We start from the raw sequence: 24,886 nt of genomic DNA on the forward strand, positions 1-24,886 counted from the left end.
GCAGTCATTTCACTGCACAGCGCTTTTTCTTATCCATAAAAACAAAAAAGCAAACATTATTTCTGCACGCCGCTCTCGCACTGTTCGATGAACTGTTTGGCCACGCGGGGGCTGCGGCCGCCGGCGCGGATGGCGAAGGCCTCGGCCTTGACCAGCAGCTCTTCCATGGGCATCTGGATGTGGTGCTGTTTTGCCAGCTCTTCCAGAATGGCGGCAAAGCGGGCTTTCTCGGGCCGCTGGAAGGTGACCGTCAGGCCGAACCGGGCGGAAAGGCTCATCAGCTCCTGCCGGGTGTCGGCTTCGTGGATGTCGTCGCCGGTGCGGTCGGTCAGGGTCTCCTTGATGAGGTGGCGGCGGTTGGAGGTGGCGTACACCGCAATGTTCCGGGCCCGGCCGCCCACGCTGCCCTCGAGGATGGCTTTCAGGGCGGCAAAATTGTCGTCGTTGGAGGAGAAGCTCAGGTCATCGATGAAGAGGATAAACTTGAGGGGGTTGGCCGCCAGCTGATCCATCAGGTCGGGGATCTGGTAGAGCTGGTTCTTCTTGACCTCCACCAGACGCAGGCCGTCGGCGGCATACTCATTGGCAATGGCCTTGACCGTGCTGGATTTGCCGGTGCCGGCATCGCCGTAGAGCAGAACATTGTTGGCGGGGGAACCGGCCAGCAGGGCGCGGGTGTTGGCAATGACCTTTTCCCGCTCCTTCTCGTAACCCGGCAGCTCACTGAGCTTCTGGGGGTCGGGGTACTTCACGGGCACCAGCTGGCCGTTCTCCACCGTGAACACATGGTGCTTGGCAAACATGCCGTAGCCCTTCTTCCCGGCTTCCCGCATCCGCTGGTTGTAGGCGGCGGTCAGGTCGAGCTGCCTTGCCTCCCAGCGGGGCAGGAACGCCAGCTCCCGGTTCTGCCGGTCGGCAGCTTCCAGCAGCGCGTCCAGCGTCAGGCCGCAGAGCTTCTGCAAAAAGTTCAGCTCACTGTTCAGGGCGGCCTCCATCACATGGGAGAGCTGGCCCGCGGCGGCCTGCCGCACACAGAAGGTCTCGGTCTCCAGCACGGCGTTGGAAAGATAATCGCCCAGATTGGTGGTGTGGGCAAACAGGGCAGCTTCAAAGGCGGCTACAGCATCGCACAGGGGGGCGATGCTGTCGTCGGCAGCTTCCAGCCGGTCGGTCAGCGCCGCCAGCTTTGCCACAACGGGGTCGCCCAGCAGGGCACGGAAAACAACAAGCCCGTGGAGCCGGGCGTTCCATTCACGAAGTTGCATAGGAAAATCCTCTCTTTTTAACGGCCTTGCCCTCTCAGGCGCGCCGCGCCAGCTCCCCCAAAGGGGGAGCCATTGGCAGGCCGGTCAGAAGGCTGTTTATTTTTATAACAGTGTAGAATTGATTATACTCTTGGAAAAGGCGCTTAGCAAGGGTGTGTTCAATTATCTTCATCTTTCGGCTGATTCACTTTACAAATCGTCGATTGACAAAGGCCCGATTTATAGTATAATTGACCCAACGTTCAAATCGGAATGCAAGATGCGAAAAGTAACGTGTCTGAGGGAAATTTTGTTGAGAGTGTAAGAGGAAAAGGAACAGGAGCAACTTACCATGCAGTTAAATGGTTCGCAAATTTTTGTTGAAGTCCTCTGCGAACAGGGCGTGGACACCATCTTCGGCTATCCCGGCGGTGCTGTGCTGAACCTGTACGACGAGCTGTATAAGAATTCTGACCGCATCCACCATGTACTGACCGCCCACGAGCAGGGCGCTTCTCATGCGGCCGATGGCTATGCCCGCGCAACGGGCCGCACCGGCGTGGTGCTGGCCACCAGCGGCCCGGGTGCCACCAATCTGGTCACCGGCATTGCCACTGCCTACATGGACTCCGTGCCCATGGTCGCCTTTACCGGCAATGTGCCGACCCCCGGTCTGGGCAAGGACAGCTTTCAGGAGGCGTACATCGAGGGCATCACGATGCCCATCACCAAGCACAACTTCACGGTGCGCAAGGTAGAAGAGCTGGCCGATACCATGCGTGCGGCGTTCCGCATTGCGCAGAGCGGCCGCAAGGGCCCGGTGCTGGTGGATATCCCCAAGGATGTCACCGCTGCTGTCTGTGAGTTCACTCCCAAGCAGCCGGAGCAGATCCGCACCGTGACCACCTACGATGAACAGCAGGTCAAGTGGGCCGCCGATATCATCAACGCGGCCAAGCGCCCGCTGGTCTATTTTGGCGGCGGCGTGCGGAGCGCGGCTTCCTGCCAGCCCCTGCGTGACCTGATCCACAAGGCGGAGATCCCCGCCACCTATACTCTGATGGCTGCAGGCGTTGTGCCCTACGGTGACCCGATGAACATCGGCATGGTCGGAATGCACGGCTGCTACACCTCCAACCGGGCGGTCGCGGACTGTGACGTGCTGATCGCACTGGGCACCCGCTTTTCTGACCGCGTGGCCCTGAACCCCAAGACCTTTGCCAAGAACGCCACCATCATCCAGATCGATATCGACCCCAGTGAGCTGGGCAAGAACGTGGATGTGGATCTTGCCATTGCCGGTGATGTCTGCTACGTTCTGAGCGGGATGCTCCCCCTCATTGAGGAGAAAAAGCACCCCGACTGGATGAAGATGATCCACGAGTGGCAGGCGCAGGATTACCACCCCGTGTCCGACCCCACCCGCCTGATGCCCCATCAGGTCATCGGCGAGGTGTGCAGCCAGTGCGGCCCTGAGGCAGTGTATGTCACCGACGTGGGCCAGCACCAGATGTGGGCGGCCCAGTATATCCGCCACACCAAGAGCCGCGGCTTTATCACCAGCGGCGGCCTGGGCACCATGGGCTTTGGCTATGGCGCGGCCATCGGCGCGCAGATGGCACTGGGCCGGGAGCAGCGGGTGGTCATGTTCACGGGCGACGGTTCCTTCCACATGAACCTCAACGAGGCCTGCACCGCTGTCAGCTATGAGCTGCCCATCATCACGGTCATCTTCAACAACTCTGTGCTGGGCATGGTGCGCCAGTGGCAGACCACTTTCTACGAAAAGCGCTACTCCCAGACCGACCCTCACCGCCGCACCGACTTTGTCAAGCTGGCCGAGGGCTTTGGCCTGAAGGGCTACCGCTGCACCAACCTCCCCGAGTTCCAGGCCGCATTTGCCGATGCCCTCAAGCAGAAGGGCCCCACCTGGATCGAGTGCATCATCGACAAGGACGAAAAGGTCCTGCCCATGATCCCCGGCGGCGGTGACATCAATGATATCATCATGGAATAAGGAGGACTGACCCATGGAATCCAAACGCAGAGTCATCAGTCTGCTGGTGGACAACCAGAGCGGTGTTCTGGCCCGGGTGTCCAACCTGTTCTGCCGCCGCGGCTTCAACATCGACAGCCTGACGGTGTCCGCCACCAACGACCCGGCGGTCAGCCGCATCACCGTGACCATCACCAGCGACGAAAAGGCGCTGAGCCAGCTCATCCTCCAGACCGAGCGGCTGGAAGTGACCCGGCAGGTGTTCGTGCTGGACCACGAGAACTCGCTGGAACGGGAGCTGCTGCTGCTCAAGGTGGCTGCCGATGTCCACAACCGCAGTGAGCTGCGGGAGATCGCCAGCATCTACAAGGCAAAGATCATTGATCTTTCGCCCGACAGCATGGTGCTGGAGCTGACCGGCCGCCCCGAAAAGGTGGACGCGTTCCTCAAGATCCTGGCGGACTACAAGATCCTTGAGCAGTGCCGCACCGGCGTGACCGCCCTGGAGCGCGGCGGGATGCACCAGCACATGCAGAAGCCCCCGCAGGAGGTGCGGGCAGCCCAGCTGCCCCTGCCCGGGACCCATTGCCCGCAGTAAGGGGAGAAACCTCACCGTCAATGCTCCGCATTGCCACCGCCCCTAGTAGGGGCGGCTCTGGCGTTGCATAAAGCCCTGCAAGTTCCCCTTTCTGCCAAGGGCTCCCCTAGTAGGGGAGCTGGCGAGCAGATGCGAGCCTGAGGGGGTCCACTCAGTTTTCCATAAAAATCAAAATATAAAAATAAAACAGGAAAGAGTAAAAGGAGACTACTACCATGGCGATCAAGAAATACTACGATTCCGACTGCAACCTCGGCGTGCTGGACGGCAAGACCGTTGCTGTCATCGGCTTCGGCAGCCAGGGCCACGCCCATTCCGAGAACCTGGCCGAGAGCGGCGTGAACGTTGTTGTCGGTCTGCGCAAGGGCTCTGCCCACTGGGCAAAGGCCTCCGAGTTCGCCGCCACCCACGACAACTTCAAGGTCATGGAGGTCGAAGAGGCTGCCAAGGCTGGCGATGTTGTGATGATGCTGGTGCCCGATGAGCTGTGCGCCGACATCTACAACACGCAGGTCGCACCTTACATGACCGAGGGCAAGGCTCTGGCCTTTGCACACGGCTTCAACATCCACTTCAAGACCATCACCGCTCCCAAGAACGTGGACGTGATCATGATCGCTCCCAAGGGCCCCGGCCACATCGTCCGCCGCCTGTACACCGAGGGCGAGGGCTGCCCCTCTCTGATCTGTGTGGAGCAGGATTACACCGGCAAGGCAAAGGACATCGCTCTGGCTTACGCTTCCGGCATCGGCGCTGGCCGTGCCGGCATCCTGCAGACCACCTTCAAGGAGGAGACCGAGACCGACCTGTTCGGCGAGCAGGCAGTTCTGTGCGGCGGTGTCTGCGAGCTGATCCACGCAGGCTTCGATACGCTGGTTGAGGCTGGCTATGAGCCCGAGATGGCATACTTTGAGACCTGCCATGAGATGAAGCTGATCGTTGACCTGATCAACGAGGGCGGCTTCTCCAAGATGCGCTACTCCATCTCCAACACCGCTGAGTACGGCGATTACCGCACCGGCAAGCGCCTGATCACCGAGGAGACCCGCAAGGAGATGAAGAAGGTCCTGACCGAGATCCAGGACGGCACCTTTGCTTCCGAGTTCCTGACCGAGATGAGCCCCAAGGGCGGCCGCAAGGTCCACTTCCTGGCTGAGCGTCGGATGCAGGCCGAGCACCCCATCGAGAAGGTGGGCGCAGAGCTGCGCAGCATGATGAGCTGGCTGAAGAAGTAATTAACTCCCCCAGTCGCCTGCGGCGACAGCCCCCTCAAAGAGGGAGCCTTTTGTCTGACCGCAGCGTGAAGCCTCCCTCCGTGAGGGAGGTGGCATCGCGCAAGCGATGACGGAAGGAGTTCAGCCAAAAGCTGCTTTTAAAACTAAGAAAGGCTCCCTCCTTTGGGAGGGGGTCTTTTGTTATAAGGAAAAGAGGAACAAACCATGAGAAGTGACAACGTGACCAAGGGCTCGGAGCGGGCCCCCAACCGAAGCTTATTCTACGCACTGGGTTACACCCCCGAAGAGCTGGAGCGCCCGCTGATCGGCGTGGTCAGCGCTTACAGTGAGATCGTGCCCGGCCACATGAATCTGGATAAGATCGCCGATGCCGTCAAGGCCGGTGTGGAGATGGCGGGCGGCACCCCCATCCTGATCCCTGCCATCGGCGTGTGCGATGGCATCGCCATGGGCCATGTGGGCATGAAATACTCCCTGGCCTCCCGCGAGCTGATCTGTGACAGCGTGGAGACCATGCTGATGGCCCATCAGCTGGACGGCCTGGTGCTGGTGCCCAACTGCGATAAGATCGTGCCCGGCATGGTCATGGCCGCGGTCCGCATGGATGTGCCTGCGGTGGTCTGCTCCGGCGGCCCCATGCTGGCCGGCAGCTACGGCGGCGAGGAAGTCAGCCTTTCCAAGATGTTCGAGGCCGTGGGCGCTTACAAGGCCGGTATGATCACCGACGAGCAGCTGGAAGACTGCACCTGCAACTGCTGCCCCAGCTGCGGCAGCTGCTCCGGCATGTACACCGCCAACAGCATGAACTGCCTGTGCGAGGCCATCGGCATTGCCCTGCCCGGCAACGGCACCATCCCGGCGGTCTACTCCAAGCGCCTGCAGCTGGCCAAGCACGCCGGTATGGCCATTATGGACATGGTCAACAAGGGCATCACCGCCCGCCAGATCATCAACGAGCGCTCCATCCGCAATGCACTGACCTGCGATATGGCGCTGGGCTGCTCCACCAATACCGTCCTGCATCTGCTGGCCATTGCCTACGAGGCCGGTGTGCCCATCGACCTGAAGCTCTTCAATGAGATCAGCGCCAGGACCCCCAACCTCTGCCATCTGGCCCCCGCAGGCCCCACCCACATGCCCGACCTCTATGCCGCAGGCGGCATCCCTGCTGTGCAGGCAGAGCTGGCCAAGAAGGGCCTGCTGGATCTGGATGTGCCTACCGTCACCGGCAAGACCCTGGGGGAGAACATCAAGGGTGCCCACATCCTGAACGAAAAGGCCATCCGCCCCATCGAGAACCCCTACTCCCAGACCGGCGGCCTGCAGATCCTGTGGGGCAATATTGCTCCGGACGGCTGCGTGGTCAAGCGCAGCGCTGTGGCCCCCGAGATGCAGCAGCACTCCGGCCCGGCCCGCGTGTTCAACAGCGAGGAGACCGCCATTGCGGCCATCTACGCAGGCCAGATCGTCCCGGGCGATGTGGTGGTCATCCGCTACGAGGGCCCCAAGGGCGGCCCCGGTATGCGCGAGATGCTGAACCCCACCTCCGCTCTGGCCGGTATGAAGCTGGATAAGACCGTGGCCCTCATCACCGACGGCCGCTTCTCCGGCGCATCCCGCGGCGCGGCCATCGGCCACGTCAGCCCTGAGGCTGCTTCCGGCGGTCCCATCGGCCTGATCGAGGAGGGCGATACCATCAGTATTGATATCCCCAACGCAAAGATCACGCTGGAGGTCAGCGACGAGGTGCTGGCCGAGCGCAAGGCAAAGTACGTTGCGCCCGAGCCCAACATCAAGTCCGGCTGGCTCAGCCGCTATGCCCGCATGGTCACCAGTGCAAACCTGGGTGCGGTGCTGAAGTGACCCGGAAGACCGCATAACAGCAAAAGCTCCCGACGCGCAGAACGTCGGGAGCTTTTTTTGTGTCCGGGTACAGCGGGATGCAGGGAAGGGAAATGGGACAAAAAGAAAAGCATCTTGAATCACTTCAAGATGCTTGGTGGTTGCGGGGGCCGGATTTGAACCAACGACCTTCGGGTTATGAGCCCGACGAGCTACCAGACTGCTCCACCCCGCGATATTTACTTGTCTGCATCAGCTCTTCGCTGACTGCTCAAGTATAATACCACAGAGGCGGGTGGATGTCAAGGGTTTTGGAAAAGTTTTTTACTTTTTCTTTCTGGGGTGGCGGACACGGTAGTAGATCACGCCGCAGATCGCGCCAATGAGGATGGCGGGCCATGCGCCCACAAGGAACACCGCCACGGCCTGTGCACCGGACACGAAGCCGGTCCAGCCATTGCGCAGGGCGGCCAGCAGCTTTGCGCCGAAGCTGGTGCTGGTGGGGGTCAGGGTCTCCACCTCGTTCAGGGTGATATAGACGGTGCAGCAGGAGACCTGATTGCTGTACCAGTCCAGCTGGCTCTGCCAGCTCTCGATCTGGTACTGCACATCGCTCAGGCTGGACTCGATCTCCAACAGGTCGGCCAGGGTGTCGGCCTGGGCCTGCAGCTCCTGCAGGCGGGTGCGCTGGGCGGTCAGGCTGGCCAGCCGGGCCTCGGTGTCCATATACCGAGTGGTGATATCCTCCGCCTGCTGGTTCTGGTAGGTCACGCTGCCGGACTGGGCAGCGGCGGCCAGAAAGCTCTTGTAGCTGTCCTGGGGCACCCGCAAAGTCAGGCTGACGCTCCGGGTGCTGTCGGTGTTGGTGTACTCGCTGCTGGATTCCATATAGCCGTCCGCGTCAGAAAGAGCCGCATCCAGTGCCGCACGGGCGGTATCGTAATCCCGGGTCTCCAGCGTGAGGTTGGCAGTATAGATGATCTTGGCGCTGTCGGCGGTGCGGGTGGAAGCATCGCTCTCCGCTTCGCCGGAGGTCAGCAGGGAACCGCCGGTGGCAGTGTCTGCTGACCGGTAGCCGTCCTCTGCGCTGAAGGAGGAGATACCGTTGTCCGCAGAACCATAGGTGGCGTTTTCGGTGTCCTCCATGGAGGAAACAGCTGCCTGCGGGGCGGCTGCCCTGGTGGCGGCGGCAGAGTAGTTGGAGGAAGAGCCGCCGCCCAGCAGGGTGACCCCTTTCCATTCGTAGGCATACACGGCACCGTACAGGCAGACCCCGCAGACTGCCGCGCAGGCGGCCAGCTGGGCCCAGCGCCGGGCGGGGAAGCGGAGGGGCTTTTTCTGTTTTTTGGGGGTCGGGGAAGGCGCGGGCATGGCGATGCTCTTGGCACCGGGGGTCTCGGCGGCATTGGCCTGCAAGGCAAGCAGCTTTGCCTTCAGGTCATCGGAAGCGTGCAGATCGTCCACTTCCATTTTGTATTCATACCACCTCATCTTCGATCTCCTCCTTCAGCAGCGTATGTAACTGGGCGCGTGCCCGCCGCAGCCAGCTGAGCACCGTGTTGGTGGGCGCACCCAGCATCCGGCCTACCTCGGCGGCGGTGTAGCCCTCGTAATAATGGAGGTACACGGCGTTGCGGTAGTTTTCCGGCAGAGTGCGCACCGCATCGAGCACACTGCCGTCATTTCCGGATTCCGGGGCAGGAATGTTTTCGTCCAGTTCGGTGTCCTTCTGGCGCGCGGCCCGGGTGATATCCCGGCAGCGATTGATGGCGACCCGCAGCAGCCAGGCTTTGAGGTGCTCCTCACTCTCAAAGCGGCCTTCGTAGCGCAGGAGCTTTTCAAACACATCCTGCACCACGTCCTCCGCGTCGGCGGTGCAACTGCAATTGTGCATCGCGGCGCGGAACACGGTGTCGCTGTATCGCTGTACAGCCAGCGCAAAAACTTCGTCTTTGGTCAACTGTCCCATAAGTCTCTTTCTCTCCTTTACGGCCCCGGGCGGGGCTGGTGGAAACAACTGTTTCAAAGGGACGTTTCACCCCATATACGGGTGAAGCGCACGGATTATTGCATTAACGATAAAGCCTTTGGAAAAGGGCAATTTTCTCCGCAAGATACAGATCTGCTTTGGGGTGGGCCAGCCAGTGCTTCTGCCGGGTGGTCTGGCACAGGCGGCGGGCAAGGGCGGCAGGGTCGGTGTCGATGGCCTCCACATCCTGCAGGGTCAATTGCAGGGTCAGAGCGGCTGGGACATCCGGCAGGGGCGGCAGCGGGTCCTCCCAGACAAAGGGAGGCAGCAGCTGCACCGCGCAGACAGCGCGGGAACACTCCTCGGTGAGCAGCAGGGCGGCGGGGGAGCCATCCGGCTCCACATGCAGGCTGCTGTAAAGCAGCTGGAGGTTCCGGGGAGCAGAGAGCAGAACAGCACCCTCATCCGCCGTTTCGCTGAGGGTGAGGCACCCGGCGGCCTCGTCGGCATAGATGCGCCGGGCCGGTGCCCGGAAGCTGGCATAGAGCGCAGGCAGGTGGAAAACCCCCGCCTTGTCCAGCCCGTGCTGCAGCAGCAGATAGAATTCGGTCAGCGGGTGGTCCGGGTCCGGCTGCGGCATCCCGAAGTCCGGCCGGGAAAGATGTCCTCCGCCCATAGTCTCCCTCCTTTTCCAGAGCATTACCCTTTTAGTATATGGGTTTTGCAACGGATTTTCAACTGTAATTGCAACGCTTTCGGAGAATGGAAAATTTTCCCGCGCGGCCAGAACCCTTTGCGGGGGAGCCTCCGGCAGACCAAAACGGGAGACAGAAACAAAAAGCCCGATCGTTCGGGAACGACCGGGCCTGTGCATATTGTGCTGAGAGAGACGCAGTTACTTCTGATAGCCCAGCGTAGCCGCCATCACGGCTTTGATGGTGTGCATCCGGTTTTCGGCCTCGTCAAAGACGATGCTCTGGGGGCCCTCGAATACCTCATCGGTCACCTCCATGGCATCGCGGCCAAAGCGCTCGCCCATCTCTTTGCCCACAGCGGTCTTGTGGTCGTGGTAGGCGGGCAGGCAGTGCATAAACACGGCCTTGGAGCCTGCAATATTCATCAGCTCCTGATTGATCTGATAGGGGGCCAGGTCGTGGATGCGCTCGGCCCAGACCTCGATGGGCTCACCCATGGAGACCCACACATCGGTGTAGAGGACATCGGCACCCTGGGCAGCCTTGGCGGGGTCCTCCTCAAAGGTCAGGGTGGCACCGGTCTCGGCGGCAATGGCCTGGCACTGTGCGATCAGGGCGGCATCCGGCTGATACTTTTTGGGGGCGCAGGCGGTGAAGTGCAGGCCCATCTTGGCACAGCCCACCATCAGGCTGTTGCCCATGTTGTAGCGGGCATCGCCGAAGTAGACGAAATGGATGCCCTTCAGGCTGCCGAAGTGTTCCCGGATGGTCAGGAAGTCGGCAAGGATCTGGGTGGGGTGGAACTCGTTGGTCAGGCCGTTCCAGACCGGAACACCGGCGTAATGGGCCAGGTCTTCTACGATCTCCTGCCCATAGCCGCGGTACTCGATGCCGTCAAACATCCGGCCCAGCACCCGGGCGGTGTCGGCAATGGATTCCTTTTTGCCGATCTGGCTGCCCGACGGGTCAAGGTAGGTGACCTCCATGCCCAGATCGTGAGCGGCGACCTCAAAGCTGCAGCGGGTGCGGGTGGAGGTCTTTTCAAAGATCAGGGCGATGTTCTTGCCTGCCAGCTGCTCATTGTGGCGGATGCCGGCCTTTTTCTTGGCCTTCAGGTCAGCGGCCAGATCGAGCAGCTCTTCGATCTCGGCAGGGGTGTAGTCCAGAAGCTTCAGAAAACTGCGATTTTTCAGACTCATTGTATACTTTCCTCTCTATGCAACATAAAATGTATATTTATTCGATAAGGCGGTTCTATTATATAACGAATAAACTGTATTTTCAAGGGAAAGTTTTGGGAGAAGTTTCGCTCCCCTTACAGTTCCAGCAGTTCCTTCCGTCCGCTGGGGGTGTAGGCGGTCAGGCGAACACCTGCCTTTTTGAACATGAACCGCGCCGCCACGCTGGAATCGGAATCGTGGTACTTGTCGCCGTAGTACACCACCTCGGAGATGCCGGACTGGATGATGGCCTTGGCGCACTCGTTGCAGGGGAAGAGGGTCACGTAGACCCGGGCACCCTTCAGGTTGTTGTGGGCGCTGTTCAGGATGGCGTTGAGCTCCGCATGGCAGACGTACATATACTTCGTGTCCAGCGGGTCGCCCTCGCGCTCCCACGGCATGGCATCGTCATCGCATCCAATGGGCATTCCGTTGTAGCCCAGGGAGAGGATCTTGTTCTCCGGGCTGACAATGCAGGCTCCCACCTGGCTGCTGGGGTCCTTGGAGCGCATGGCGGTGAGCAGGGCGATGCCCATAAAGTATTCATCCCAGTTGATGTAATCGGTGCGTTTCATGGCAAAGTGCCTCCCTCTATCTTTCATTGGGTCTATTGTACCATGCCAACCCACGTCCTGCAATCGATTTTGCGCGCATCCGGTCAAAATGCACAAAAGAACCCCGGGAAGTTTGGCGGGCAGATGAAAGAAAATTTCGGACAATCTATTTGAAAATCATTTTGTGTGTGGTATTATCTTTGTAAAATATGCCACAAAAACGGAGAGACTGCTCCGTGCGGCGGAAATGAGGGAAAAACCGATATGAAATACGCAAGCAACAACATCCGTAATATCTTGATTGCAGGCCATGCCGGCAGCGGCAAAACGACGCTGACTGAGGCACTGGTCTATTTTTCGGGCGCAGCAGAGCGTATGGGCCGTGTTGAGGACGGCACCACGATTTCGGACTTTGACCCTGAGGAAGCAAAGCGGAAGGCAAGTCTGTCGGCATCCGTGGTGCCGGTGGAGTACGAAGGCATCAAGTACAACCTGATCGATGCGCCGGGCCTGTTCGACTTTGAGGCAGGTGAGTATGAGGGCATCCGCGCTGCCGAGAGCGTGCTGGTGTGTGTTTCCGGCCGCAGCGGCGTGACCGTGGGCGCGGAGAAAGCCTTCCAGCTGGCCCGCAAGAACGGCAAGGCCACCATGGTGTTCATCTCCAAGTGCGACCTGGAAAATGCCAACTACTTCAAGATCCTGGAGGAGATGAAGATCAAGTTCGGCTCCACCGTCTGCCCCTGTGTTGTGCCCGCCAAGCTGGACGACGGCACCCCTGTCTACATCAACCTGTTCAGCCAGAAAGCTTTCAAGTATGAGAGCGGCAAGCAGATCCAGGTGGAGCTGCCCGATATCGGCCACCGCTTCCAGGGCCTGATCGAGGCCATGAGCGAGGCCATTGCTGAGACCGACGATGAGCTGATGGAAAAGTTCTTCGGCGGTGAACCCTTTACGACCGAGGAGATCGTTGAGGGAATGCGCAAGGGCGTTAAGGACGGCCTGATCACCCCCGTGTTCTGCGGCAGCGCCGTCAACCAGCAGGCATTGGATATGCTGCTGTTCAATATGCACAAGCTCCTGCCCAGCCCGCAGCACGATGCCGCCATCCTGGCCGAGAATGCCAGCGGTGAGCCTGTGGAGCTGCATTGTGATGAGACCGAGCCCACCGCAGCCTATGTCTTTAAGACTGTGGCTGACCCGTTCGTGGGCAAGCTGAGCTACCTGCGCGTGATCAGCGGCAAGGTGACCGGCGGCGTTGCTCTGGTCAACGCCCGCACCGGCGAGACAGAGAAGATCGGCAAGCCGCTGACCGTCATCGGCAAGAAGCAGGTCGAGACCGACGGCATCGGTGCTGGTGATATCGGCGCTGTGGCAAAGCTGGTCAGCGCAAAGACCGGCGATACCCTGTGCGATGCTTCCCGCGTGGTCAAGCTGCCCGCCGCTGCCTTCCCGCTGCCCAGCCTGTTCATGGCAGTCACCGTGGCCAAAAAGGGCGATGAGGGCAAGATCTCCAGCGCACTGGCCCGCCTGATGGAAGAGGATCCGACCCTGAGTTACATCAATAACGCCGAGACCCACCAGCAGATCATTGGTGGCCTGGGTGAGCAGCATCTGGATGTGGTCAAGGCCAAGCTGAAGAATAAGTTCGGCGTGGAGATCGGTCTGGAAGCTCCCCGCATTGCCTACCGTGAGTCCATCCGCAAGGCCTGCCAGAAGCAGGGCCGCCATAAGAAGCAGACCGGCGGCCACGGCCAGTTCGGCGATGTCGTCATCAATTTCGAGCCCTGCGACAGCGAGCAGGTCGTGTTTGAGGAAAAGGTGTTCGGCGGCAGCGTGCCCAAGAACTTCTTCCCGGCTGTGGAAAAGGGTGTCCGCCTTGCCGCCGAAAAGGGCGTGCTGGCCGGTTATCCTGTGGTCGGCCTGAAGGCTACCCTGCTGGATGGCAGCTACCACCCCGTGGACAGCTCCGAGATGGCCTTTATCATGGCTGCAAAGCTGGCCTATAAGGCTGCAATGCCCGAGGCAGGCCCCGTCATTCTGGAGCCCATCCATACCCTGAAGGCCCATGTCCCCAACGACAACACCGGCGATATCATGGGCGATGTGACCAAGCGCCGCGGCCGCGTGCTGGGCATGGAACCCGATGAGGACGGCATGCAGACCGTTATTGCCGAGGTCCCGTTGGCTGAGCTGAGCAACTTCACCACCTTTATCCGGCAGATCACCCAGGGCCGCGGCTGGTTCACCACCGAGTTTGCCCGCTACGAGATCCTGCCCGAGATGCTGGTGCCTGCCGTGGTGGAGCAGGCCAAGAAGCTGGGCAACCTGGATGAGGGCGCGGAGGATTAAACCACTCCGTCTCGTATCCGCTCGACAGCTCTCCTGATAGGAGAACCAAGTTGAGTTCATATTGACATTTCCGGAGCCCTGCTGGCAATTCCCTCTGCCGGCGGGGCTTTTTGTTGTTGGGGGAAGGGAACAAAACAGAAAAAGGCGGGGCATCAGCTTACTGCACTGATGCCCCGCCTTTTGCAGGTCAGATCATTTTTTTCGTTTTCCGGGTTTCTTTTTCCGCACGCTGTACCCGAAGGTGCCCAGCTTTTTGCCCAGGCTCAGGTACTCGCCGTGGCTGTACACGATCAGCTTTGCCTTGTCCAGGCAGAGCTTGCCGTTTTCATCCAGCAGGCTCTCATCCACATCGCAGGCCACGACTTCGGCCAGGAACAGGTCGTGGCTGCCCAGCGGGATGACCTGCGTGACCCTGCATTCCAGATTGACCGGGCTCTCCTCCAGGATGGGGCAGTCGGTCAGAACGCTGCCCGGGGCGGCATGGAGCTTGCAGGCGGCAAACTTGTCGTTGTCGCGGCCGCTCTTCACGCCGCACCAGTCCACCGCACGCACCAGCTGTTCAGTGGGCAGGTTGATGGCAAACTGTCCGCTCTCCTTGATGAGGTGGTGGCTGTACCGCTCGGGGCGAACGCTGATGGATACCATGCTGGGCTGGGTGCAGATGGTGCCTGTCCAGCCGATGGTGATGAGGTTGGGCTGCTCCAGCCCGCCGCAGGAGACCAGCACCGGCGGTTCCGGGTTCAGCAGGGTGCTGCCCCGCCAGCTCTGTTTGCTCATCCGTGATACTTCCTTTCATAGGGGGCCCAGGTGCGCTCCGAGATGATGTAGCGCGGGCGGGCCTTTGTTTCCATATAGATCTTGCCGATGTATTCGCCGATGACACCCAGGCAGACCAGCTGCACGCCGCCCACAAAGCAGACGATGCAGATGGTGGAGGCCCAGCCGGCCACCACGCTGCCCATGGCCGCCTGCACGATGGCCCAGATCACGCCGATGAAGCTGATGAGGCTGACCACGATGCCTGCCCCAGTGATGAGCCGGATGGGCTTGTTGGAAAGGCTGGTGATGCCATCAAAGGCCAGCGCCAGCATTTTGCGCAGGGGATAGTGGCTCTCACCGGCCAGCCGCTCGTGCCGCTCATAGAACACCTGCTCACTCTTGTAGCCCACCAGCGGCACCATGCCGCGCAGGAAGATATTGACCTCCTTGTAGTCGGCAAAGCTGTCCAGCACCCGGGCGCTGATGAGCCGGTAGTCGGCGTGGTTGAACACGATATCCGCGCCAAGGGCATTCATCAGGTGGTAGAAGCCCTCGGCAGTGAACCGCTTGAAGAAGGTGTCGGTGTCCCGGCGGCTGCGCACGCCGTAGACCACCTCGGCACCGTCCAGATATTTCTGTACCATCTCGTCCATGGCGTTGATGTCATCCTGACCATCGCAGTCGATGGAGATGGTGATGTCGCAGTTATTGGCGCGGGCCTCCATCAGGCCCGCCAGCACGGCGTTCTGGTGGCCCCGGTTCCGGCTCTGGGAAATGCCGATGAAATGCGCATCCTGCTTTGCAAAGCCGCAGATGAGCTCCCAGGTCTTGTCGCGGGAACCATCGTTGACGAACAGCACCCGGCTCTTGTCGCTGATCATGCCTTTTTCGGTGAGGCTGGTGATCTTTTGCAGGAACATCGGCGCTGTAATGGGCAGCACCTGCTCTTCGTTGTAGCAGGGGATCACGATCCAGAGAATTGGTTTAGACATAGTTATAGATCACTTTCCTTTTATAGAATCATCTGCCGCAGAGCTTCCGGCTCCAGCAGCTTGAAGCTGGAACGGTAGGTATCCAGCAGGCCATCCCGCTGCATCAGGCTCAGCTCCCGGGAAAGGGCGCTGCGGTCACAGTTGAGGTAATCGGCCAACTGGATGCGGGAGAAGGGGATGGTAAAGGTCATGCTGCCCTGTTGCTCGGCCTCGCTGAGCAGGTAGGCGCAGACCTTGGCCCGCAGGGTCTTCATCACCAGCAGGTCCACCCGGCGGGAGAGCAGGAAATATTTATCGCTGATGGTCCGCACCAGATTCTGCAGCAGGCGCTGGCGGGCAGCGGAGCCGTCCGGCTGGAGCAGCTTCTCGTAGGGGAAAAGCAGGGCCTCGCAGGGGGCGGATGCCACCACCGTGACCGGGCTGTCCAGGCTGGAACCGCCCAGCACGTCGCCAAACACGCCCCCCGGCCCCATGTGGGTGATGGGGATCCGTGCCCCGCCCGGTGCCGGGCGGTAGGCCTCGATGCTTCCGGTCAGCACAACGCCGACCCGGCGGCTGGGGGCCCCGGCCTGCACCAGCGCCTCGCCCCGGCCATAACTGCGGATGCAGGCCCCAAGCTCACTGAGCAGGGGGCGCAGTTCCCCGGCAGAGATCCCGGCAAAAAGAGAGGTGGATTGTAACAGCGGCAGATAGTTTTCCATGTCAGTTCCGTGAGGTTTTCCCCGGGCCCTCACCGCCCTTCTGCAATTCCGTTGCATGGGCAACGGTATTTTTAGCTCCATTATAGTAAACTTGAGCGCGTAAAGCAAATGATTTTGCAAAATTTACAAATTTTGTTTCTGGTTGGAACAACAAAGAGAGGAAGGAATCTGAACCATGATGAAAAAACTGACCTCCCTGCTGCTGTCGGCTGCGCTGATGATCAGCCTGCTGGCCTGCGGGGCTTCTGCCGCCAAAACAAAAAGCGGCGTGCGCATTGCGGGTCTGAAGGGCCCCACCACCATGGGTCTGGTCAATCTGCTGGATATGGAGCGCAGCGGCAAGGCCAGCCAGCACTACGACCTGCAGCTCTACGGTGCAGCGGACGAGATCGTGCCCAAGCTCATCAAGGGTGAACTGGATATGGCCGCCATCCCTGCCAATCTGGCCGCGACCCTTTACCAGAAGACCAATGGCGGCATCCAGGTGATGGCCGTGAACACACTGGGCGTGCTGTATGTGGTGGAAAAGGGTGACAGCATCCACAGCTTTGCCGACCTGAAGGGCCGCACCATCCTGTCCACCGGCAAGGGCACCACGCCGGAGTATGTTCTGCGCTATCTGCTCACCAAGAATGGCCTGGACCCCGATAAGGATGTGAAGATCGAGTATTACAGCGAGGCATCTGAGGTGACCGCCCAGATGGCCGCCTCCAAAAAGGATGCCATTGCCGTTCTGCCCCAGCCCTATGTGACCGCCGCCCAGCTGAAGGACAGCAGCCTGCGGGTGGTGCTGGATCTGACCAAGGAGTGGAACAAGGTCTGCGACACCCAGCTCATCACGGGTGTCACTGTTGTCCGCACCGAGTACGCCAAAGAGAACCCGGACATCGTGGCAAATTTCCTGCGGGATTACGAGAAGAGCATCAAGGCCGCCCAGACAGATGTTGCCGGTACGGCGGCTCTCTGCGAGGAGACCGGCGTGGTGGCCAAAAAGGCCATTGCCCAGAAGGCGCTGCCCCAGTGCAACATCGTTTACCGTGTGGGGGACGAGATGAAGGCCGATGTCAACGCCTACCTCAAGGTGCTGTATGATGCTTCCCCCGCTGCAGTGGGCGGCAAGCTGCCGGATGCAAACTTCTACTACACCAAGGCCACGCCCGGCCAGGTGTTCTGGAAAAGCGTCCAGCGCAGTTTTCAGTAAACCGGTAAAAAGGAGAGCCGTGCAGCCGCACGGCTCTTTTTGAGTGAGAACGGAGCAGGTAAAATGAAACAGACAAAAAAACGCCGCACAGGGCTGCTGGCAGCGGCGGTGTTCTGGCTGGCCGTTTGGCAGGCGGCGGCCATGGCCATCGGGCAGGAGGTCTTTCTGGTGTCACCCATTCAGGCGGCGGGCACCCTGATGGAGCTGCTGCCGCAGGCCGATTTCTGGCAGCGGGTGGGGTTCAGCGCCGGGCATATCCTGCTGGGTTTTGCGCTGGGCGTGGTGGTCAGCGTTCTGCTGGCGGCTTCCGCCGAGCGCTGGGCCTGGGTGGACACGCTGCTGGCCCCGGTCATCCAGCTGGTCAAGGCCACGCCGGTGGCCAGCTTCATCATTCTGGCGCTGGTGTGGGTCAGCGGGCGGTCGCTCTCCATCCTCATCAGCTTTCTGATGGTCCTGCCCGTGCTGTACAGTGCCGTGCGCACCGGCATCGAGAGCGCGGACGTGCAGCTGCTGGAAATGGCACAGGTGTTCCGTCTGTCGCTGGCCCGGCGGGTCAAAGCCATCTGGCTGCCCGCCATTCTGCCAGCCTTCCGGCAGGGGTGCAGCGTGGCGCTGGGCATCTGCTGGAAGAGCGGTGTGGCCGCCGAGGTCATCGGCCTGCCCGATGGCAGCATCGGAGATGCCCTCTACCGGGCAAAGATCACACTCTCTACCGGGGAGCTGTTCGCCTGGACGTTCGTCATCATCCTGCTGAGCGCAGGCTTTGAGAAGCTGTTTCTGGCCCTGCTGGACAAGGCAGTGGCCCGTGTGTTGGGAGAGGATGTGACGAAAAATGATTAACAAACTGGAAATTTGCGGATTAACAAAACGCTTTGGAGAAAAAACGCTCTTTGAGGATCTGGATCTGACCCTTGCGGAGCCTGCCATCCTCTGGGCCCCCAGCGGCTGGGGCAAGACCACCCTGCTCCGCATCCTGATGGGGCTGGAAGTACCGGATTCCGGCACGGTGCAGGGCGTGGGCCGGGTCGGCGCTGTCTTTCAGGAGGATCGGCTCTGCCCGCAGCTGACCGCCGTGCAGAACGTGGAACTGGTGCTCCCGGAGGGGAAAACACAATACAAAACGCAAATCGTGTCGGATTTTCAACGATTTGGATATGATAAGCAGGCGCTTGCCCTGCCTGCCCGGAAGCTTTCCGGCGGGCAGAAGCGCCGTGCGGCCCTGCTCCGCGCCCTCTGGGCCGGGTGCGATACCCTGCTGCTGGACGAACCCTTCACCGGCATGGACCCCGAGACCATGAAAAAAGCCGCAGCGCTCCTGAAAGAGCGCCGCGGCGAACGGGCTGTTCTGTTGGCCACCCATGACCGGGAAGCCATCCGGGAGCTGGGGTGGAGGGTCATTGACCTGACGTAAGCGATTGTATTTTGTCAGAAAATATGATATCCTAAAAATACAGCTTTTAAGCTGTCATCAGGTGTTGCCTTAAACGTAGGCGGCTGAACGCTCCTTACCGAACCGCAAAGGTTTTACTTACTGGTAAACAGGCATCGGGAGGGCGGCTTTTTTGGGCGCACAATCCCGACGCTTCGGCGAAAGGAGGAATGCGCATGACTTTGTCAGAAGTGCTGCTGCTGTTGACATTTGTTTCCAGCGTAGCATATGGTGTTTTTGACATCACATGGAAAATCAGCCATGACGACAAAAGATATAAAAACAAAAAAGACTGACCGCCATCTATGCTTCCCCAAGCAAATCGGTCAATCTTTTTTGATACGAGTAACGTAAGGAGCTAGCCGTTTGGAGGGCAGCACCTTTTGTAATTTCAGTATATACGTTTTAACGTAAATTGTCAAGCAAAAGTCACAGCAGCTCTGCCAGAATGCTGTTCTGCACAATGAGCCCGGCGGGGGTGAGGGCAAGGGTGCTGCCATCGAAGGTGGCATAGCCGGATTTCACACAGTTCTTCACAAAGGCGAGCTGGGCGGTGGAAAACTCTTTCCCGTAGCGGGCCTTATAGGCGGCAAGATCCAGCCCCTTGCGCAGCCGCAGCTGTAAAATGAGATAGTCCTCTGCGCCGCAGCCTCCGTCCATGACGGGGGCTGCTTTGTCGTTCAGGAAGGCCTCGGTGTCGGCGGGGTAATAGAATCGTCTGCCGCCCATGCAGGAGTGCGCCGCCGGGCCAAGGCCGAGGTAATCCCCACAGTCCCAGTAGATGAGGTTGTGCCTGCCCTCATAGCCGGGCTTTGCAAAGTTCGAGATCTCATACTGCCGGTATCCGTGGTGCTCCAGGTGTTCCACGGCGTAGAGGTAAAAGTCTGCTGCTTCGTCGGGGGAGGGCAGGCCCTCGGGTGGGTGCCTGCCAAAGGCGGAATCCGGTTCGATTTTTAAGAGGTAAGCGGAGATGTGCGCTGCCCCGCCCTCCGCAATGAGCTCCAGTGTCTCGTCGAATTCGGCCTGCGTATAATGGGGGAGGGCCAGCATGATGTCGCCGCTGATGTTGGTAAAGCCTGCCCGCCGTGCCGCCGCAAAAGCTGCCCGGGCCTGCCGGGCGGTGTGGGGGCGGCCCAGCGTTTTCAGCTGGCTGTCCCGGGCCGACTGTACCCCGAAAGAGATGCGGTTCACCCCGGCTTCCCGGAAACCGCACAGGGCCTGCTCGGTCACGGTCTCAGGGTTGGCCTCCAGCGTGATCTCTGCCCCGGGTGCCGGAGCTGCCGCCGCAATGAGCCGGGCGGCATCGGCAGGGGAGAGCAGGCTGGGGGTGCCGCCGCCAAAATAGATCGTGTCCGGGTGAAGAGGTGCTTCCGGCGCAAAGCGGGCAAGCTCCCGCAGAAGGGCATCCACATACTGGGTGGGTACACCGCGCTGGCCGGGGGCAGAATAGAAATCGCAGTACCGGCATTTGGAAAAACAGTAGGGAATATGCAGATAAAGTCCAAGAGACATACAATATCACAGCCTTTTTCACGAAACGTTCATTTCTATGCAGTATACTATAAAACGTAGACCGGAGCAAGGCGGAATGCCCGCCCCGGCAAAAAGACTGGAGGAGTTCCACAATGGATTACAGAAATTATGACCGCGGCTATGCGGAGCCCACGATGAGCGCATCGGACTATATGACCCGCACCTACCGCTGGATGGCCTGCGGCCTGCTCATCACCTTCGCCATGGCCTATCTCACTGCGACGACCTCGCTCATCTATCTGGTCGATTCGCTCTATCTTGTGCTGACCATTGCGGAGCTGGCGCTGGTGATCGTGCTGAGCTCCCGGGTGCAGACCATGTCGGTGGGAGCTGCCCGCGCGGCCTTTTTCGGTTATGCACTACTCAACGGCATGGTGCTGAGCTACTATTTCCTCGTTTTCTCGGCAAGCACCCTGATCATGGCGCTGCTGGCAACGTCCCTTTACTTTGGGCTGATGGCTGTTTACGGCACCACCACCCATAAGGACCTGACCGGCTGGGGCCCCCGCCTGATGATGGCTCTGGTTGCCATGATCATCACCGGTTTTGTGGGGATGCTGTTCGGCTTCGGCTTTGGCGGCTCGGTGCTCTACTGCGGCATCGGTCTGGTGGTGTTCATGCTGCTGACCGCTTACGATACCCAGAAGCTGCAGCAGATGTACAGCTACTACTCCGCTGATGCTGAGATGGCCGAAAAGGCTTCCATCTATGGCGCGCTGACCCTGTATCTGGACTTCATCAACATCTTCCTGTATGTTGTCCGCCTGATGGGCAACAACCGCCGCCGCAGCTGATCTGTGTATTTCAGCCCTCTCCGTCAAGGCCTCAGGCTTTGACGGAGAGGGTTTTCTTTTTATAAAATGTGTATAAACCCGGTTCCGGAATCGCATACTGCAATCAGAAAATCAACCGAAACCATGACGGATTGGAGTAACGAACATGGAACAGATCAGGAAATTTCTGCGGGACAAAGGGTTTGCACTGGCACTGCTGGCCTGTCTGGTGGCGGCAGCGGCAGCGGGGGTCTGGGCGGTGCGCACCGTGCGCGACGAGCTGGACAAGAACCTTTCGGGCCTGAAGACACCGGACAGCACATCCACGGCCCCCGGCATCGATGAGGGGCTTTCCACCACCACGCCACAGGAGGACGAAACAACATGGGAATGGCCGACCGAACCCGCCGCAAACAGTGTAAGCAATGTGCCCAAGGCGGCCTCCTCGGCATCGCGGAGTGCATCTTCGGCCTCCTCTGTGCCGCAGGCTGGCTCTGGCTCGGTGCGCGAACCATCCGCGCTGCAAGGTGCATCCTCGCCTGCCAGCAGTTCGGCAGCGCCTGCTTCCACGCAGCCGATCTCTGGCAGGGTGCTCAATGGATACAGCGGCGATGAGCTGGTCTACAACAAGACCCTGGGCGACTGGCGTACCCACAACGGCATCGACTATGCCTGCGCAAAGGATGCTGCCGTCCAAAGCCCCACGGCGGGCACGGTGGTGCTGGCCGGTTCCGATGGCAGCTGGGGCCCCACTGTGGCGATCAAGGACAGTGCGGGCCGTGTCTGGCGACTCTGCGGCGTGGCCAGCCCGGCGGTGAAGGAGGGCGAGACGGTCAGTGCCGGGCAGACATTGGGCAAAGTGGGCAGCGTCAGCTGTGAATGCGCCGAGGAAAGCCATATCCATCTGGAAGTGAAGCAGGACGACAGTTATCTTGACCCCGCAAAACTGATGCAGTGACCCCAAGCGGCAGACACGACCGTCTGCCGCTTTTCTGTGCCTTTCCAAAGGAATGCAGATTGCAATTGCGGGCCGATTCTGGTATGATAAACTAGAACAAATTTCGACAGGCAGTGAATTGCGGGAGGAACCAGAATGGCAAAGGTGTTGATCGTGGGGGCCGGTGCGGCCGGGCTGATGGCGGCGGGGGCCGCTGTGCGGCAGGGGCATCAGGTAACGGTGCTGGAGCATACCGACAAGCCCGGTCAGAAGATCCTGGTCACGGGCAAGGGGCGCTGCAATGTGACCAACGACTGCACCGCAGAGGAGTTTCTGCACCATGTCCGCACCAATCCGCGCTTTCTGTTCTCCTCGCTGGGGGCGTTCCCGCCCGCCAGGACCATGGAGCTGTTCGAGAGCCTGGGCGTGGAGCTGAAGGTGGAGCGCGGCCGCCGGGTGTTCCCGGTGTCCGACAAAGCCGAAGAGATCCGGCAGGCACTGCTCCGCTACGCACAGGACGCGGAGATCGTCTATGACGGGGCAAAAAAGCTGCTTCTGGAAGAGCTGCCCCCGGAGCCGGAAGCCGCCCCTGCCGTGCCGGAAAATCCGCACCATCCCAAAAAGAAAAAAGCCGGGCCTGCCCTGCGGTGTGTCGGTGTGCGGGGGACTTCCGGGAAAGAATACCGGGCCGATGCCGTGCTGGTGGCTACCGGCGGTGTGAGCTACCCCACCACCGGCTCCACCGGTGACGGCTACCGGCTGGCCCGGCAGGCCGGGCACACCCTTGTGGAGCCGGTGCCCAGTCTGGTCAGTCTGGTCAGCCATGACCCGGACTGCAAAAAGATGATGGGGCTTGCCCTGAAAAATGTGACCCTGACCCTTTTTGAGGACGGCAAGGACATCTTTGAGGAGCAGGGCGAGATGCTGTTCACCCACTTTGGCATCAGCGGCCCGTTGACCCTGAGCGCGTCCAGCCATCTGGGCGATATGAAAAAGCACAAGTACCACGCCGAGATCGACCTGAAGCCCGCCCTGAGCGAGGAGCAACTCTATGACCGCATCACCCGGGATTTTGCCCTGTTGGCCAACCATGCCGCCCAGGGGGCGCTGGTCAAGCTGCTGCCTGCCAGTATGCAGCCGGTCATGGTGGCGCGCTGGGGCATTGACCCCGCCACAAAGGCCAACCAGATCACCCGGGAGCAGAAACGGGAGCTGGTGCGCCTGATGAAGCACTGGAACGTGCCCATCGATGCCCGGGGCGACCTGGCCCATGCGGTCATCACTTCCGGCGGCGTGTCCGTGCGGGAGGTGGACCCCAGGACCATGCAGAGCAAGAAGGCGCTGGGCCTTTACTTTGCAGGTGAGGTGCTGGATGTGGATGCCTATACCGGCGGCTACAACCTGCAGATCGCTTTCTGTACGGCGCAGAGCTTTGCGAGGAATCTGGACTAAACCTCTCAGTCATCTGCGCTTCGCTTGATGTCAGCTCCCCTAGTAGGGGAGCCCTTGGCATTACGTAAAGTTTATACTGACCGATAAAAGAAAAGCTTATATTATAAAAGGAGCGTATCAAATGGTTTCAGTTGCAATCGACGGCCCTGCGGGGGCAGGCAAATCCACCCTGGCGCGGCGGCTGGCCGCAGAGATGGGCTACATCTATGTGGATACCGGTGCCATGTTCCGCACCATCGGCCTGTATGCCCTGCGCAAGGGCGTGGACCCGAAGGACAATGCGGCGGTCAACACCCTGCTGCCGGAGGTCGGCCTGCGGGTGGACTGCATTGACGGGGAGCAGCATATCTATCTGAACGGCGAGGACGTGAGCACCGCCATCCGCACGGAGGAGGCCGGCATGGCCGCCTCTGCCGTGGGTGCCAACCCGGAAGTCCGCGCCTTCCTGCTGGAGCTGCAGCGCGGCATGACCAAGACCCAGAACGTCCTGATGGATGGCCGGGATATCGGCACTGTGGTGCTGCCGGATGCCACTGTCAAGATCTTCCTGACCGCTGCCCCCGAAGCCCGGGCCAGACGGCGCTGGCTGGAATACCAGCAGAAGGGGATGGAGGTCGCCTTTGAGGATGTGCTGGCTGATGTGAAGCAGCGGGACTATCAGGACACCCACCGTGCCGCCGCCCCCCTGAAGCAGGCCGAGGATGCAGTGCTGCTGGATACCTCTGACCTCAACTTTGAGCAGAGCCTTGCGGCGATGAAAAAGATTATTGCAGAAAAGGTTAATTAAATGGTACTATATTACATACTGCTGCCGCTGGCCTGGCTGGTGTTCCACATCGGCTTCCGGGTCCATACCGTTGGCCGCGAGAACCTGCGCAAGGTGCAGACCAAAGGCTGCATCATTGCCCCCAACCACGTTTCAGCCATTGACCCGGTGTTCATCGTCATCAGCCGGTTCTGGGGCAGGCGGATGCTCGTTTTTGCCAAAAAGGAGCTGTTTGAGATCAACGTCCTGCTCACCTGGTTCTTCCGCTGCTGCGGCGCGCTCTGCGTGCGCGGCACCAAGGAGGAGCTGGAGATCATTGACCGGACCGTGGAGGCCTGCCGGGCGGGGGAGACTTTGCTCATCTTCCCGGAGGGCACCCGCGAAAAAGAGGGCAGGCTCCTGCCGCCCAAGAGCGGCCTGTTTGTCATTGCGGCGCAGGCTGGGGTGGATGTAGTGCCGGTGCGCATCCGCTACGATACGCCGGACGGGAAGATGCGGCTGTTCTGCCGGGTGAACGTCATCTACGGCGAGCCGATGCCCGCCGCCCAGTTCGCCATGGAGAGCCGCCGGGATATGAAGGTGCTCCGGGCCAATAAGCAGGCACTGCTGGATGCCTGGGAGAATTTGAAGTAAGAGGTTTG

General features: G+C 60.3%; 23 protein-coding genes and 1 tRNA gene. 13 read left to right on the forward strand and 11 right to left on the reverse strand.

Going from position 1 to position 24,886, the window contains the following annotated elements:
• Positions 1-56 precede the first annotated feature (56 nt).
• Positions 57-1,265: an ATP-binding protein gene (locus ACKXGA_RS12010; protein WP_423729584.1), complete on the reverse strand. Its 1,209-nt coding sequence runs from the start codon at positions 1,263-1,265 to the stop codon at positions 57-59.
• 331 nt (positions 1,266-1,596) lie between these two features.
• Between ACKXGA_RS12010 and ilvB the strand changes: the two genes are divergently transcribed.
• From ilvB to ilvD, 4 genes are all read left to right on the forward strand, one after another.
• Positions 1,597-3,261, forward strand: a complete 1,665-nt coding sequence (ilvB, locus tag ACKXGA_RS12015) for a biosynthetic-type acetolactate synthase large subunit (RefSeq protein WP_098923285.1) — start codon at positions 1,597-1,599, stop codon at positions 3,259-3,261.
• Between the two features lie 13 nt (positions 3,262-3,274).
• Positions 3,275-3,838 (forward strand): acetolactate synthase small subunit, encoded by a 564-nt coding sequence (gene ilvN / locus ACKXGA_RS12020; RefSeq protein WP_097772776.1) that lies wholly within the window; start codon positions 3,275-3,277, stop codon positions 3,836-3,838.
• 215 nt (positions 3,839-4,053) lie between these two features.
• Positions 4,054-5,073 carry a ketol-acid reductoisomerase gene (ilvC, locus tag ACKXGA_RS12025; RefSeq protein ID WP_005929348.1) on the forward strand — a complete coding sequence of 340 codons (1,020 nt, stop codon included), beginning with the start codon at positions 4,054-4,056 and terminating at the stop codon, positions 5,071-5,073.
• A 204-nt stretch (positions 5,074-5,277) separates the two neighbouring features.
• Complete coding sequence (gene ilvD, locus ACKXGA_RS12030; protein ID WP_423729585.1) at positions 5,278-6,936, forward strand: dihydroxy-acid dehydratase; 1,659 nt, start codon at positions 5,278-5,280, stop codon at positions 6,934-6,936.
• Between the two features lie 137 nt (positions 6,937-7,073).
• Here the strand turns inward: ilvD and ACKXGA_RS12035 are convergent.
• From ACKXGA_RS12035 to ACKXGA_RS12060, 6 genes are all read right to left on the reverse strand, one after another.
• Positions 7,074-7,150, reverse strand: a tRNA-Met gene (locus ACKXGA_RS12035).
• A gap of 89 nt (positions 7,151-7,239) precedes the next feature.
• Positions 7,240-8,406, reverse strand: coding sequence for a DUF4349 domain-containing protein (locus ACKXGA_RS12040; protein WP_423729586.1), 1,167 nt, complete (start codon positions 8,404-8,406; stop codon positions 7,240-7,242).
• Positions 8,393-8,884 carry an RNA polymerase sigma factor gene (locus tag ACKXGA_RS12045; protein WP_097769967.1) on the reverse strand — a complete coding sequence of 164 codons (492 nt, stop codon included), beginning with the start codon at positions 8,882-8,884 and terminating at the stop codon, positions 8,393-8,395. Before ACKXGA_RS12045 ends, ACKXGA_RS12040 begins: the two co-directional genes overlap by 14 nt.
• Before the next feature lie 103 nt (positions 8,885-8,987).
• Positions 8,988-9,560, reverse strand: a complete 573-nt coding sequence (locus ACKXGA_RS12050) for a hypothetical protein (RefSeq protein WP_035393305.1) — start codon at positions 9,558-9,560, stop codon at positions 8,988-8,990.
• A gap of 219 nt (positions 9,561-9,779) precedes the next feature.
• Positions 9,780-10,778 (reverse strand): ornithine carbamoyltransferase, encoded by a 999-nt coding sequence (gene argF / locus ACKXGA_RS12055; protein ID WP_097772773.1) that lies wholly within the window; start codon positions 10,776-10,778, stop codon positions 9,780-9,782.
• Between the two features lie 116 nt (positions 10,779-10,894).
• Positions 10,895-11,374, reverse strand: a complete 480-nt coding sequence (locus ACKXGA_RS12060; RefSeq protein WP_035393303.1) for a deoxycytidylate deaminase — start codon at positions 11,372-11,374, stop codon at positions 10,895-10,897.
• A 243-nt stretch (positions 11,375-11,617) separates the two neighbouring features.
• On the opposite strand from ACKXGA_RS12060, the gene ACKXGA_RS12065 reads away from it, so the two are divergent.
• Positions 11,618-13,702, forward strand: a complete 2,085-nt coding sequence (locus tag ACKXGA_RS12065) for an elongation factor G (RefSeq protein WP_423729587.1) — start codon at positions 11,618-11,620, stop codon at positions 13,700-13,702.
• Between the two features lie 192 nt (positions 13,703-13,894).
• Here the strand turns inward: ACKXGA_RS12065 and ACKXGA_RS12070 are convergent, their stop codons facing one another.
• From ACKXGA_RS12070 to ACKXGA_RS12080, 3 genes are read right to left on the reverse strand one after another with little or no spacing between them, the layout of a single operon-like run.
• Positions 13,895-14,479, reverse strand: a complete 585-nt coding sequence (locus ACKXGA_RS12070) for a flavin reductase family protein (RefSeq protein WP_005929331.1) — start codon at positions 14,477-14,479, stop codon at positions 13,895-13,897.
• Positions 14,476-15,453, reverse strand: coding sequence for a glycosyltransferase family 2 protein (locus ACKXGA_RS12075; RefSeq protein WP_423729588.1), 978 nt, complete (start codon positions 15,451-15,453; stop codon positions 14,476-14,478). Before ACKXGA_RS12075 ends, ACKXGA_RS12070 begins: the two co-directional genes overlap by 4 nt.
• A 20-nt stretch (positions 15,454-15,473) precedes the next feature.
• The gene (locus tag ACKXGA_RS12080) at positions 15,474-16,154 is read right to left on the reverse strand and encodes a Crp/Fnr family transcriptional regulator (protein ID WP_117534544.1); all 681 of its coding nucleotides are present in this window, start codon (positions 16,152-16,154) and stop codon (positions 15,474-15,476) included.
• A 178-nt stretch (positions 16,155-16,332) separates the two neighbouring features.
• Here ACKXGA_RS12080 and ACKXGA_RS12085 point away from each other — a divergent pair, with 178 nt between their 5' ends.
• From ACKXGA_RS12085 to ACKXGA_RS12095, 3 genes are all read left to right on the forward strand, one after another.
• Positions 16,333-17,355 (forward strand): ABC transporter substrate-binding protein, encoded by a 1,023-nt coding sequence (locus ACKXGA_RS12085; RefSeq protein WP_423730407.1) that lies wholly within the window; start codon positions 16,333-16,335, stop codon positions 17,353-17,355.
• A 63-nt stretch (positions 17,356-17,418) separates the two neighbouring features.
• Positions 17,419-18,195: an ABC transporter permease gene (locus ACKXGA_RS12090; RefSeq protein ID WP_207697082.1), complete on the forward strand. Its 777-nt coding sequence runs from the start codon at positions 17,419-17,421 to the stop codon at positions 18,193-18,195.
• Positions 18,188-18,766: an ATP-binding cassette domain-containing protein gene (locus tag ACKXGA_RS12095; RefSeq protein WP_117506132.1), complete on the forward strand. Its 579-nt coding sequence runs from the start codon at positions 18,188-18,190 to the stop codon at positions 18,764-18,766. The genes ACKXGA_RS12090 and ACKXGA_RS12095 overlap by 8 nt, the downstream gene beginning before the upstream one ends.
• Before the next feature lie 447 nt (positions 18,767-19,213).
• Here the strand turns inward: ACKXGA_RS12095 and hemW are convergent, their stop codons facing one another.
• On the reverse strand, positions 19,214-20,296 hold the full coding sequence (gene hemW / locus ACKXGA_RS12100; RefSeq protein ID WP_423729589.1) for a radical SAM family heme chaperone HemW: 1,083 nt from the start codon (positions 20,294-20,296) through the stop codon (positions 19,214-19,216).
• Positions 20,297-20,409: 113 nt separating this feature from the next.
• Between hemW and ACKXGA_RS12105 the strand changes: the two genes are divergently transcribed.
• The 5 genes from ACKXGA_RS12105 (at position 20,410) to ACKXGA_RS12125 (ending at position 24,878) form a co-directional block, all read left to right on the forward strand.
• Positions 20,410-21,111 carry a Bax inhibitor-1/YccA family protein gene (locus ACKXGA_RS12105; protein ID WP_117535667.1) on the forward strand — a complete coding sequence of 234 codons (702 nt, stop codon included), beginning with the start codon at positions 20,410-20,412 and terminating at the stop codon, positions 21,109-21,111.
• Between the two features lie 145 nt (positions 21,112-21,256).
• Positions 21,257-22,048 carry a M23 family metallopeptidase gene (locus ACKXGA_RS12110; RefSeq protein WP_117535668.1) on the forward strand — a complete coding sequence of 264 codons (792 nt, stop codon included), beginning with the start codon at positions 21,257-21,259 and terminating at the stop codon, positions 22,046-22,048.
• 135 nt (positions 22,049-22,183) lie between these two features.
• Positions 22,184-23,479, forward strand: a complete 1,296-nt coding sequence (locus ACKXGA_RS12115; RefSeq protein ID WP_423729590.1) for an NAD(P)/FAD-dependent oxidoreductase — start codon at positions 22,184-22,186, stop codon at positions 23,477-23,479.
• A 121-nt stretch (positions 23,480-23,600) separates the two neighbouring features.
• A complete protein-coding gene (gene cmk / locus ACKXGA_RS12120) occupies positions 23,601-24,266 on the forward strand; it encodes a (d)CMP kinase (protein WP_215666279.1) in 666 nt (221 codons plus the stop codon).
• Positions 24,267-24,878 (forward strand): lysophospholipid acyltransferase family protein, encoded by a 612-nt coding sequence (locus ACKXGA_RS12125; protein WP_117477202.1) that lies wholly within the window; start codon positions 24,267-24,269, stop codon positions 24,876-24,878.
• Positions 24,879-24,886: the final 8 nt, after the last annotated feature.

This window comes from Faecalibacterium hominis (ex Afrizal et al. 2022) (assembly GCF_049545105.1).
Classification (GTDB): Bacteria; Bacillota; Clostridia; order Oscillospirales; family Ruminococcaceae; genus Faecalibacterium; species Faecalibacterium duncaniae.